At 37.9% G+C, this 12,925-nt stretch carries 13 protein-coding genes; 5 read left to right on the top strand and 8 right to left on the bottom strand.

From position 1 onward, the window contains the following. The 4 genes from AC4MRQ_RS21385 to AC4MRQ_RS21370 all read left to right on the top strand — a co-directional run. On the top strand, nucleotides 1-1,053 hold a 1,053-nt coding region (locus tag AC4MRQ_RS21385; RefSeq protein WP_491199762.1), incomplete at its 5' end, for a DUF58 domain-containing protein. Between the two features lie 754 nt (nucleotides 1,054-1,807). Further along, nucleotides 1,808-2,494 (top strand): hypothetical protein, encoded by a 687-nt coding sequence (locus AC4MRQ_RS21380; RefSeq protein WP_491199761.1) that lies wholly within the window; start codon nucleotides 1,808-1,810, stop codon nucleotides 2,492-2,494. A 308-nt stretch (nucleotides 2,495-2,802) separates the two neighbouring features. Then, nucleotides 2,803-3,672 (top strand): UDP-2,3-diacylglucosamine diphosphatase, encoded by an 870-nt coding sequence (locus tag AC4MRQ_RS21375; RefSeq protein ID WP_491199760.1) that lies wholly within the window; start codon nucleotides 2,803-2,805, stop codon nucleotides 3,670-3,672. Nucleotides 3,673-3,677: 5 nt separating this feature from the next. Then, nucleotides 3,678-4,700 carry a glycosyltransferase family protein gene (locus AC4MRQ_RS21370; RefSeq protein ID WP_491199759.1) on the top strand — a complete coding sequence of 341 codons (1,023 nt, stop codon included), beginning with the start codon at nucleotides 3,678-3,680 and terminating at the stop codon, nucleotides 4,698-4,700. Here the strand turns inward: AC4MRQ_RS21370 and AC4MRQ_RS21365 are convergent. Next, nucleotides 4,690-5,181, bottom strand: a complete 492-nt coding sequence (locus AC4MRQ_RS21365) for a dihydrofolate reductase (protein ID WP_491199758.1) — start codon at nucleotides 5,179-5,181, stop codon at nucleotides 4,690-4,692. The two genes, AC4MRQ_RS21370 and AC4MRQ_RS21365, sit on opposite strands and share 11 nt — an antisense overlap. Nucleotides 5,182-5,211: 30 nt before the next feature. Continuing rightward, nucleotides 5,212-6,006 (bottom strand): thymidylate synthase, encoded by a 795-nt coding sequence (locus tag AC4MRQ_RS21360; RefSeq protein ID WP_491199757.1) that lies wholly within the window; start codon nucleotides 6,004-6,006, stop codon nucleotides 5,212-5,214. A 414-nt stretch (nucleotides 6,007-6,420) separates the two neighbouring features. On the opposite strand from AC4MRQ_RS21360, the gene AC4MRQ_RS21355 reads away from it, so the two are divergent. Next, a complete protein-coding gene (locus tag AC4MRQ_RS21355) occupies nucleotides 6,421-8,034 on the top strand; it encodes an alkaline phosphatase family protein (protein WP_491199756.1) in 1,614 nt (537 codons plus the stop codon). 8 nt (nucleotides 8,035-8,042) lie between these two features. Here AC4MRQ_RS21355 and AC4MRQ_RS21350 read toward each other — a convergent pair whose 3' ends face one another. From AC4MRQ_RS21350 to mutY, 6 genes are all read right to left on the bottom strand, one after another. Beyond that, on the bottom strand, nucleotides 8,043-8,798 hold the full coding sequence (locus AC4MRQ_RS21350) for a phosphoglycerol geranylgeranyltransferase (protein ID WP_491199755.1): 756 nt from the start codon (nucleotides 8,796-8,798) through the stop codon (nucleotides 8,043-8,045). A gap of 12 nt (nucleotides 8,799-8,810) precedes the next feature. Continuing rightward, complete coding sequence (locus AC4MRQ_RS21345; protein WP_491199754.1) at nucleotides 8,811-9,434, bottom strand: 4'-phosphopantetheinyl transferase family protein; 624 nt, start codon at nucleotides 9,432-9,434, stop codon at nucleotides 8,811-8,813. Nucleotides 9,435-9,440: 6 nt separating this feature from the next. After that, nucleotides 9,441-10,019 (bottom strand): gliding motility lipoprotein GldD, encoded by a 579-nt coding sequence (gene gldD / locus AC4MRQ_RS21340; protein WP_491199753.1) that lies wholly within the window; start codon nucleotides 10,017-10,019, stop codon nucleotides 9,441-9,443. Nucleotides 10,020-10,024: 5 nt separating this feature from the next. Further along, complete coding sequence (gene gldE / locus AC4MRQ_RS21335) at nucleotides 10,025-11,344, bottom strand: gliding motility-associated protein GldE (protein WP_491199752.1); 1,320 nt, start codon at nucleotides 11,342-11,344, stop codon at nucleotides 10,025-10,027. An 18-nt stretch (nucleotides 11,345-11,362) separates the two neighbouring features. Beyond that, nucleotides 11,363-11,833, bottom strand: coding sequence for a single-stranded DNA-binding protein (locus AC4MRQ_RS21330; RefSeq protein WP_491199751.1), 471 nt, complete (start codon nucleotides 11,831-11,833; stop codon nucleotides 11,363-11,365). Between the two features lie 66 nt (nucleotides 11,834-11,899). After that, on the bottom strand, nucleotides 11,900-12,925 hold a 1,026-nt coding region (gene mutY / locus AC4MRQ_RS21325), incomplete at its 5' end, for an A/G-specific adenine glycosylase (protein WP_491199750.1).

Genomic DNA, 12,925 nt, shown 5'->3' with positions numbered 1-12,925 from the left:
GTCGATGTTATTGATGAAATACCAGTTCAATTTCAGAATCGTGATTTCTCACTCCGTAAAAAACTTAAAAGTGGTGAAAATTCAACCAGTACCTATTCATTACGTCCGGTGATTAGAGGTGAGTATTGGTTTGGAGCTTTAAATGTCTTTGTTAAGTCTCCTTTACGGCTTATAGAACGTCGGTTTATGTTTGAAGCCAACAACATGGTGAAGGTGTATCCGGCCTTTAAAGAAATGCGTCAGTTTGAAATGATGGCCATATCCAATCGATTAACTGAGGTTGGTATTAAGAAAATTCGCCGGATAGGTCATCAAATGGAATTTGATCAGATACGGGAATATACAAAAGGTGATGATTACAGAACTATTAACTGGAAAGCCACAGCCCGTCGAAGCAGTTTAATGGTGAACCAATACCAAGATGAAAAATCGCAACAAGTAATATCTATTATCGACCTTGGCCGAACCATGAAAATGCCTTTTGAAGGAATGACCTTGCTGGATTATGCCATTAATTCATCACTGGTTCTTTCAAAAATCGTCATGCTTAAGCAAGATAAAGCTGGCCTTGTCACCTTTAATAACGAAGTACGAACCATCGTTCCTGCACAACGAAACAGCAAACAGATGCAGGTAATTATGGAGGCCTTATATAACCAGTCCACCCAATTTCAGGAGCAAAGCATCCATAATTTATACGCCAGCCTTCGACGGAACATTCATCAGCGTAGCTTATTGGTGCTTTATACTAACTATGAAAGTTTGAGTGCTGCCAAACGACAATTGCCAATGTTACAAAAACTGGCAAGGGATCATATGGTAGTCGTTGTCTTTTTTGAGAATACCGAATTAAAACAGCTTACCGAAGCTAAAGCAAGCGACATTGAAGGAATATACATTAAAACCATAGCTGAAAAATTTGCCTACGATAAAAAACGAATTGTTCTCGAACTTGAACGTTACGGCATACATTCTGTATTAACGGCCCCTGAGAACCTGACCGTTGAATCCATTAATAAATATCTTGAACTGAAGGCCAGAGGGTATATATAGCGCCTCCACAAAAGCAAGGTGTTGTAAGATTGTTTTTTCCAAGGTAAAATCCTTCCCGCTGAGTTGAGAGTTTGATTTCGCCAAGTTAAAATCCTCCCTGCAGGATTAAGGAGTCCATTTCACTAAGTTAAAGTACTTCGCGCAGAGTTAAGATGTCGATTACAACCTGTCAAAATTCTTCCTGTTGGGTTGGTTGGGCAATTTCGACTGCATAAAGTGTGGTATTATAAGCTGTACGAATGGTTTCGACCTGTTCAAAACGTATTCTAAAGGTCGCATGAGTAATTTTACCTTGTTGTTGTTGTGTGGGTTTTACTACAAACTGCTTCTGTCATCGCGTACCGGATATTAGCGGCATGTATAGAAATGTGAAAAATTATGGATGAAATTCGGAACAATTAACTAAACGTTTGACCAACATACATCAGATTAATTAGGTCGGCGACGAGTGATATCAATCTATGAAAATAGTTTTTTTCTGAACCTATCTTTTATGGCAAATTGCCGATGCTATTAAAGCATTTATTCTCTATTTTGACGAACGTTGAAAAAACGAAGATTACTGTCCCAATAGTGTTGAGCTATATACCGATCTGATTAACTCTTTTGCTAAAAAAGCAACTAATTTTATACGTGCGATTATCCTATGGATTGTCCAACTTAATGTAAGGTTAATACAAATCTAATTGAGTCTTAACCGTACAATTTAACCAGAGTATAATCTTTGTACCTGATATTAACTATAGAAGAAGCAATGATGCGAGTAATTAATTCAACATACTATAGTTTCCCCGAGAAGATTGAGCTTGATGATGTTGTTGACAAAGAATTAATCTCGTTAATGACCAAAAGCCCTATTAAGCCGGAAGATTTCTACTTGACCGGATATGAAACAATCAGTTTTAAAAGAACACGGGAATTTGCCCTCGAAACAGTTATTTCATCTGTAATTCCACTCGACAAAGATTTATTAATTGTCGCTAACAATACAGATGATAAGCATATTCAGAAGTTATGCAGAATGTATAATGTGGATACTTCCTTAATTCAGTTACCAGAATCACCTGCTGAATTAGAGGCTGTAATCAGTGCATATGCGCAAACAAATATGTATTCGCACCTTTTGATATCCTGCGATGTAAATATTCCCGAATGCCAGAAACAAATCAGACAATTAGCTACAGAGCTTGTCAAGTATTCAATTAAATTGATTGTTCATTGTCGAAGAGAACCAATAGACCTGCATGAAGTCAGTGAGCTTAATGTGGCCTACATGATTTGTAACGGAATGAGTAGTTACATTAGTTCCGTAATACTGGCACGTCGCAGTGAGTTGGTACAAACCGAAGGTATCTCGAGAAGTTTCAACCAGGATCTTTACAGCTACTGGCAAAAAACCTTGTTTGGTCGTAAATCTGGTATAAAACCCATGGCTATATAGGTTGTTTTTGGGTTTGAAGTCCGGACACACTCCTCACCTGATGACTATTGACAGTATGTGCATGTCATCTAATGAGTGACAAAACAAGTTCAGAGTTTGGTTTTAAGGGCACTTCAGTCTTAGTATAAATACAAAAGCAGTCAATAAAAAAATGATATGAGCCGCTTCGTGATGTTGCGGCTTTACTATGTTAAGAAATTATCATATTGCTGATCTGCATTCCTGATTCTTTTCAATTCCTTTGCAATGGCTTAATATTTAAGATCATTTTTTCCTCTAAAATTGACCATTGAAATTTTTGGAGAGAAATGAATAAAAACAACCAGAAGCAATTACGACAATTAGAGGCCGTTGTTATCTCAGATACGCATTTGGGCACCTTCGGATGTAAAGCTGATCAGATTGTCAGTTATTTAAGTGGAATCACCACACCGATACTCGTTTTGAATGGTGACATTATCGACATCTGGCAATTTTCAAAAAGCTACTTCCCTAAATCACATCTTAAAGTCATCAGACAGATTATCAAGATGATGGAAAAGGGTACGCATGTGTACTATATTGCCGGAAATCATGATGAGCATCTACGACGTCTTATCGGGCTTAAACTGGGGAAATTAAGCATCGAAAACAAATTGATTCTTGAACTGGATGGCAAGAAGTCATGGATCTTTCATGGAGATGTATTTGATATATTTATGCATCATTCCAAATGGTTGGCTAAGCTTGGTGCTTTTGGGTATGGCATGCTGACAGTAATTAATAAATTTACCAATATTTGCTTATCGGCTTTAAGACTGAGAAAAGTATCCTTATCTCGCGACATCAAAAAAGCCATCAAGAAAGGAAACAACAAGCTCTCAAGTAAATTTGAACAAACGGTTGGCAACTTGGCCATTGATAAGGATTATGATTATGCCATTTGTGGTCATATCCACTGGCCCGAGAAAAAAATCATTAAAAACGATAAAGGTAATGTGTGTTATCTGAACAGCGGAGACTGGGTAGAAAATATGACCGCGCTGGAATATTATGAAGGAGACTGGCATTTGAATTTCCACCAACAGACACAACAAGCTATACTATTACCACAGGAAGAACTGGTGGGTGATGATTTTCTGTTATCGAACCACAAAGCCTTGTTTCAAACCATGGTAAATGACATTATAAACAGCTAATCGTTATGAAAATTCTTTACGCAATTCAGGGTACAGGCAATGGACATATTGCAAGAGCATTTGAGGTAATAGGACATTTAAAAAGGCATGGCGAAGTTGATATTCTAATCAGTGGAACGCAATGCGACATTAAACTACCATGGAAAGTAAAGTACCGTTTTTATGGTCTTAGCTTCATTTTTGGAAAAAAAGGAGGTGTTGATTTAAAGCAAACAGTTGCCAGGATGCGTCCTTATGAATTTTTTAAAGAAATGATGGCCGTACCTGTTCACAAATACGATTTGGTATTGAACGATTTTGAACCTGTAACAGCCTGGGCCTGTAAATTACGTAATGTCAAGTGTGTGGGAATTAGTCATCAGAGTGCAGTGTTGCACCAGAAAGCTCCAAAACCTGCGGTGAAGGATGCCTTTGGAAAAGCTATATTAAAGCACTACGCTCCGGTATCAGATGCCCAGGGTTTTCATTTTAAAAGCATCGACGATAACATATCAACACCTGTGATTCGCGATGATGTCAGGTGGGCTAAGAATGTGGATAAAGGTCACTATACTGTGTATCTGCCATCGTATTCCGATGAGAAAATTATCCGGGTTTTATCCCAGTTCAAGGATACCCAATGGCATGTTTTCTCAAAACACACCGATCAATCCTACTTGTCATCCGGCAACATTGTAATCAGGCCGGTTAATAAGGAAAAATTTACCAAAAGCATGATTACAGGTACCGGTGTTTTATGCAATGCTGGTTTTGAAACGCCTGCTGAAGCATTGTATCTGGGTAAAAAACTATGCGTTATACCAATGAAAGGCCAGTATGAGCAAGCCTGCAACGCTGCCTTCCTGGAATCACTGGGTGTAACTTCACTCAAACACTTAAACCTTGACTGCAACAGGATCGGCGAATGGATTCATTCATCTCAACGCTTGAAAATGCATTATCCTGATGATTTGGCCAGAATTATTGATAACCTAATGACTAAACATGTTTATGCAGGTCAGGGAGCCGGCAACTTTGCTATTTCCTGATTAAGTTCTGGTAACGGTATTTCAGTTGGGTCTTTTCATCTATAAAAGGCCCTCCTTCTTTTTCAACGGTCCAGTCATCAGGATTAATCTTGGGGAAGAATACGGTAGCTTCCTCAAATGTATACTCTATCCTGGTTAGATATAATTCTTTGGTTACGCTCAGGAATGTACTATAAATCTCACCACCTCCAATTACAAAAACTTTCTCATCATTTTTACAGATCGACAAAGCAGCATCCAATGAGTTAACAACATCGGCACCTTTAGCCATATAACCGGCCTGTCGGGTAATAACCACGTTGCGCCTGTTAGGTAAAGCCCCTTTAGGCAATGCTTCAAAGGTTTTTCGCCCCATAAGGATGGTGTGACCAGTTGTAAGCGCTTTAAAACGTTTTAAATCAGCTGAAATATATGCCAGTTGGTCATCACCTTTTCCAATACCGTTTTTCTGGTCGATGGCCACAATCATTGCTAAGGTCATAGCTTTCTTTTTGATGAATCGAAGGATGAATTAAACAGAAATAGCTCCTTTAATATGCGGATGAGCATCATAATTTACTAACTCAAAATCTTCATAAACAAAATCATCGATATTCTTCCGTTCAGGATTTATTTTAAATTGAGGTAATGACTTTGGTTCACGGGTTAATTGCAGTTTAACTTGATCAATATGGTTGAGATAAATATGTGCATCACCCAAAGTATGAACAAAAGTTCCGGGTTTAAGATCACAAACCTGAGCCACCATCATGGTTAAAATAGCATAGGATGCAATGTTAAAAGGAACACCTAAAAAGATATCAGCACTACGCTGATATAACTGGCAACTCAGCTTTCCATCAGCCACATAAAACTGGAAAAGGATGTGACAAGGCGGTAATTGCATATCATCAATGGCTCCCACATTCCAGGCACTGACAATGTGACGACGAGAATTCGGATTATTTTTAATGCTTTCGATCACCTGCTTTATCTGGTCGACATGATCGCCATGGTAGTCAGGCCATGATCGCCACTGGTAGCCATAGATTGGTCCCAGTTCACCATCTTCCTTCGCCCACTCATTCCAGATGCGAACGCCATTGTCCTGAAGATACTTTACATTGGTACTTCCTTTCAGAAACCAAAGCAACTCATGAATAATGGATTTAAGGTGTAATTTTTTGGTTGTCAGCAATGGAAAACCTTCACTCAAGTCAAAACGCATTTGATGACCAAAAACACTGATGGTACCCGTTCCTGTTCTATCTTCTTTTTTATATCCTTCATCTAAAACCCTTTCAAGAAGGTCTAAATATTGTTTCATGGTCTAATTCATTTACTTGAGTTTCCCGGTGAGCAAGTCAACTCATTAAGCTAACGCTCCATTTCCGATCTTGTTTGCAAAAAACGATGTAAAAATAGAGAAAATATTAAGACTAATTTTCGTGAATATTGGATCTGTCTTATTTCACCAAACAAGATCTGTGTTTTTATTTTACATCAGTTCATTTATAATGATTCTAACCTGTATTTTTTCAGACCTAGCTAAAATCATATCAATGGTATCAGATTCTCAGCTCCTCCAAGATCACACTTATTTTAAAGACTATAATGCAAATTTTATAGCTACTGGCACATTTAAATAATTCAGAATACGATGAGCTATTCCATCACGCTTCCATCCTTTTACTCATTCATTCCTAAAATAATTATATTTGGCGCATAATAAACAAGTGCCATGATCAGAAAATTCACTTTTACTTTAGTTATTCTGCTGTTGTGTTTAATGGGTGCCCATAGCCAGAAAGTACCATCGCAGCGCCCCAAATTAATGATCTTTATTTTGATTGATCAGCTAAATACTGAACAGATCGTGGCATTCCGGGATCAGTTTTCTGACAATGGTTTTAACCGTCTAATAAATGGAGGCTCATTCTTCAGAAACACCTCTCATCCAGTAGGATCAACATATATGGGAACCAACTTGGCAACCATAGCTACCGGGGCATATCCATCTACTCATGGAATTATTTCGGATTGGTGGTATGATCATCTTCGATCAAAGGAAGTACATGCTGCGTATGGAGATCTTGCAGTTATTGATAAAGATGCAAATCAATATCCTTCAACCGACCGTTTGATGACCTCTACTATTATAGATGAACTTAAATGGATGACTAATGGCAAGTCGCGGGTAGCTGCCATTGGCCTCAATCAAAACTATTTGGTCTGGAGCGGAGGTCATAATCCTGATTATCTGTTTGAGCTCAATAATTCAACGGGGCATTTTGATCTTGTTCAAAGTTCTGACAGTACACTGACGGCACCTGACTGGGTTAAAAAATTCAATAAGAAAGATTTACTTTCTACATATTGCAATAGAGAATGGGGCCCGGTGAAAAATTTGAATCAATACTATCAGATGAAATTCTTCAGCGACGAACGCTCCAACAATAATGCTTTTATCTACTCATTAGAGAAACAGGAAGGCGAAGGCAAATACATTCCTGTTATTCATTCTCCCTATGGAAATAAAATAATCCGCGACTTTGCCATGTCACAGATAATTAACGAACAGTATGGCAAAGACAATATTCCTGATGTGTTAACATTGCACTTTACAACTCGCTCTGTTCATGGCAAACATAACAGCATGTTTGATGCTGAAACACAGGATATGCTACTTCGTCTAGATATGGAGATTGCTGATATCCTGAAAATAGTTGATGATGAAGTCGGATTAGAAAATACATTGGTTGCACTCACATCAGTGGCCGCTCCACAGCGCGATATGAGCGAATCGGAAAAACATAAAATTCCAACCGGTGTCTTCAGCGGAGATAAAGCTGCCTCATTAACCAACCTGTTTTTGATGGCAAAATATGGTCAGGGGAAATGGGTTATGACCTACAATGATGCTCAACTTTACCTCAACCATAAACTTATTGAGGAACGCAAGGTTGATATGAAAGAAATTAAAAGGCAAGCTGCCGATTTCTTGAGCGATATGCAGGGAGTAGCCTATGCAGTGCCTGTAGAAGAGCTTAATTATTCAGCTTCAGATATCAACTCACTAAAAAGTTTAAAACTCAACTATTACCCAAACAGATCGGGAGATATAGCTATTAAGATCAGGCCCGGTTGGTATGAAGAATTTAATGATGGAAAAAGAATTAACCGTGACTGGAATGCCAGTCATTTGCCTCTTATCTTTTTTGGTTGGAAGGTTAATCCACAGAATATTTATCATGCCATATCAGCTACACGAATAGCGCCAACAATCTGTTCATTCCTGGAGATACCTTTCCCAAATGGCTGTGAAAGTGAACCACTACCCGGGCTAACCTATTAATCCTTGAATTATTCTGACAGTAATTCCTGCTTATTGATATCTGAAACAAGCTTGCAGAAATCTTTAAGAAGAGATGGATTCTGCTCTAATACATTACCCACAATAGCAATATCTGCACCAGCAATTAAACTCCCTTGAAGTGTATCGATATCTCTGATACCTCCGCCAACCATTAATGGAATATCAATTGCTGACTTTACCTCTCCAATCATTTTTGGTACAATTGGATTCTTGGCTCCGCTACCGGCATCCATATAAATCATTTTCATGCCCAGGTATTGTCCAGCCAATGCCGTTGCAACTGCAATATCACTTTTGTCATCTGGAATAGGTTGAGTCTGACTAATGTACTGTACAGAAGTATTTGATCCCCCATCAATCAACATATAACCTGTCGATATTGCTTCAATACCGTTGGCTTTGATATGTGGTGCAGCTGCCACATGATGACTAATTAAAAACTCAGGATTACGACCAGAAATCAATGACAGAAACAAAATAGCATCCACTTCTTTACAAACCTGTATTGATGAACCTGGGTACAATACGACAGGTAAATCAACATATTGCTTCAACTCTCTGACAAAATCACCAACATCAAGACTGATAAGACTTCCACCGATAAGCAGTAGATCAGGCCTGACATCATCAAGTAGTACCTTTAGTTCTGACATTCTTCGAACCTGAAACTTATCAGGATCGATTAAAAATGCCAGTTGCTTTGCTCCACTTTTGTATCGGGATAATATCTTATCGTATATCATTTCCATTTTATATTAACAGTACACTAAGGTAAAGCAATCATTAACTTCATAACAAAGATTGAGTGATCTGATTTGTTCATTATGGAAAAAATCACTGCTCAAATCACCCTTTTGTCTTATTTCAAACGGATACACCTTAAATTGCTTCTTGAATATGACACCATATTCATCGTAATACTTGTAAAGCGCTTCTTTGGCAGACCATAATACAGTCAGATATTCAGTGAGATGATCATCTTGAATATATTCTTCTTCATCGACATGTACGAAGCGATTCGCCACCTTCACAACCCTGTCAGAACAAATTTCAATATCAATGGCTGTAGGCTTGTCAGAAACACTAACAGCCGCGTACCCTCGGGTGTGTGAGATACTTATAAACGGCCTGTCTTGCTTTAAAAATGGTTTACCATTATCAGAATACTCAATAACTGGATAAAACCCTAAAATCTTCTGAAGTAATAACCGTGATGCCAACCACTCTTTTTTTCTTGTGTCCAGCTTAAAAGAGTCAACCACCTCTCTATCTGAATTACTAATCGAAAGTTGCCCCTGCAACTCTTCAACAGTTTCTTCTATTTTCCAGACTGCAATTTTATGCTCTGGCGAGTGATCAATTAAAGAAAATAGTGGCATCTTAAGTTAGTTATTCCAACGAAGAGTTTCCATCAGATGTATAACATCCTGATGCACAAAATCAATTACGGGTGCTAAACTATCCTGGTTGGGCACCACATTAAAATATAACGACCCGCGAATGAAATGATGTAAGCTGTCAGTAGCATAAAACTGTATTGGAGAAGCAGCATCTCCTATTATTTCATATAGTACGCCTGTTACATTCTTTTCTTCATCATGAAATGCTCTCTCCTTAATAGCATCCGCCTTTATACTATGCTTGTAAGCCAGTTTCCGGCTATCTTCCATCAATATACTAAAGTTATCGCCAATGGGCTTATAACTTAAGTGTATCTGACCTTTAAAATCGCGGAAGGCGATATTTAACCAATATTGCTCAGCATTTGAGCTCGTATCTGGATTTATGATGGCATAGGCCGGATATTCAAAACGATAAGGATAGTCACTATCAAAGTTCATATATTCCTTGTCAGGTAATGCTATACGATAATAACCACGTGCCTTGGGTGTATTATGCTCTCTGCATCCAACGTTTAATCCAACAATAACCAAAATTAACAATGCTATAGTTTGCCCCTTCATGATTGCTACTTTAACTCAAACTTCACTTTCTTTATTCGTCGGTTATCCGCCGCCTCAATGGTAAACACACAATTGCCATATTCAACCACTTCATGCTTATGCGGAATTTCACCTTTCAATTCCAGAATAAGCCCTGCCAATGTTTCAGCTTCTCCTCTGACTTCGGCAAACATTTCTTCGTCCGTATTCGTAATTTTATGAAAATCGTTTAACAAGATCTTAGCTTCAAAAACCAAGGTTCCATCAGGCAGTTTTGTATAAAACTCCTCTTCTTCGTCTAACTCGTCGCTAATATCACCAACAATCTCTTCCAGAATATCCTCAAGTGTGACTATCCCCATTGTTCCACCATATTCATCCACAACAATGGCCATATGGATTTTTTGTGCTCGAAACTCCTCAAGCAAATCATTGATCATCTTTGTTTCAGGCACGTAATAAGCTTTTCGTATCAACTGCTGCCATTCAAATTCAGTCCCTTCATCCAGATGCGCCAGTAAATCTTTTACATACAGAATTCCTTTCACATTATCTGGTGTCTCTTCGAACACGGGGATACGCGAATAGCCTGAATCAATAATTATCTGTAAAACCTTATTATAATCACTCTTTAACTCTACATCAATCACATCAACACGTGCCGTCATAATCTCCGACACATCTATGTTTCCAAACTTAACAATACCTTCAAGAATATCTTTTTCTTCCGATATATCGCTTCCTGTAAGCTCTAATGCATGTGATATATCGTCCATCGATAAATTACCCACTTTTTTAGCAATACGACGATTAACCAGATTGGTTGATTTGGTTAATATCAGACTTAGGGGTTTTAATAGTCTTGATAACACCATTAACGGGAAAGCCATAAATCCGGCAAATTTCCTGGAGGATTGCGAAGCATATACTTTTGGCAAAATCTCTCCAAAGAACAAGATGATAGCCGTAATAAAAATAACTTCGAAAATAAACTTAATCGTAGCGTTCTCACCGAAATCGATAATCCCTGCTGCAATAAACGAGGTCAGAATAACAATAGCAACGTTGACAAAATTATTACTGATTAAAATTGTAGCCAACAATAATTCCTTATCCTTCAAGTGTTTAATAACCTGTTTATTTCGCTTATTTTCGTTATCCTTCAGATACTGAATATCAGCAGGTTCAAGCGAGAAATATGCCACCTCTGAACCCGAGATCAAAGCAGAAAGTAGTAGTAAAAAAATGTTGATTACAATAGCAATTAGTATCCCAAAAGTAAATGGCAAAAAATCCAGTCCTGCAGGACTGGAGCTAAAAATCAAACTAATACTATCGGTTTCCAAAAAAGTAACTTTTAAAATTTAGAATGGTAAATCATCAGTTTCATCATTACCTAAGAAGGTATCCTCCTGGGCTGTATTGGTATTAGTAGTATTTTGCTCAGGCTGTTGTGTGGTCATTCCTCCACCTGCTTGCCCACTGGCTGCTGGATTGTCAGATTTACGTCCAAGAAGCTGAAGATTGTCGGCATATACTTCAGTTACATATCTCTTGTTACCTTCCTTATCATCATACGAACGCGTCCGTAATTTACCTTCGATAAATAGTTGAGTTCCTTTTTTCACATAACTTTCCACAACCTTAGCTAAACCTCTCCAAACAACAATATTGTGCCATTCTGTGCGCTCAGGCATTTCTTGCCCGTTACGAGCTGTGTAACCTCTCTCTGTAGTTGCCAATGGAAAATTAGCTACAGCACCATCATTTTCAAAATGCCTGACTTCGGGATCTTTACCAACATTACCAACAAGAATAACTTTATTTACCGACATGTATTTTACAGTTTATGTTTATTTAATCCTAAAATTACAAAACTTTGAATTTAAAACAAAAGTAGCTTAATCCTGACTAATTAAAGTTTTTTCATTAAGAAAATTCACGATCAGCTGCGGAAAAGGGTAATCACTAACATCCTGAGTAGATACATTTATGTAATTACCCTTTAACGTCTCTAATATGGATGAATCTGCCGTATAAAAATTTGCATGCAGCTTTTGATGACTTAAAATATGCTTTTTTCTCCCTAACAAAATCAATTGTTCTTTATTCAAGTTTTCATACTGCTTCATTTCTTTCAGAGAATTAAATTCCAATAAGGGCAGTTGATACAGATTTCTCCAGATATCATTTGCCGTTCGTTTTTCAATAAATATACCATTCTCATTTTCAATCCACAGGTAAATCAAATACCGATCACGTTGTTTTGTCTTTTTGCTCTTCACAGGTAATTCCTTCACTTTATTATGGGCAAGCGCAACACAGACTGATGCAAATGGACATTCAGAACATTGCGGATTAACAGGTCGACATACTGTAGCTCCGAACTCCATCATGGCTTGGTTATGGTCACCAGGATTATCTTGATTAAGTAAATCATTTGCCAATACTGCGAATTCTTTCTTCCCTTGGGTAGAATCAATTGGAGTGCTGACACCTTTTAAACGTGAAATAAACCTATAGACATTACCATCCACAACAGCATATGGTAAATTAAAACTAATCGAAACAATTGCTGCCGCAGTGTAAGGCCCAACTCCTTTTAACCGAATCACATCTTTATAATCTGTTGGAAATTGCCCCTTATATACATCTGCCAATATTTTAGCTGTAGCATGTAAATTTCTTGCCCTTGAATAATAACCCAATCCCTGCCATAGTTTCAACACATCTTCCTCTGCAGCACCAGCCAGATCTGTCACTGTAGGATAAGCCTCAATAAACTTAAGGTAGTAGTTGGTGCCCTGAACAACCTGTGTTTGCTGCATAATAACTTCAGACAACCAAATTTTATAAGGATCGGTTGTGAAACGCCATGGAAGTTCACGTTTATTTAGTCGGTACCATTCTGATAATTCTAAAGCGAA

This window comes from Carboxylicivirga sp. (assembly GCF_982718395.1).
This window is presented reverse-complemented; position numbering and strand designations above follow the sequence as displayed.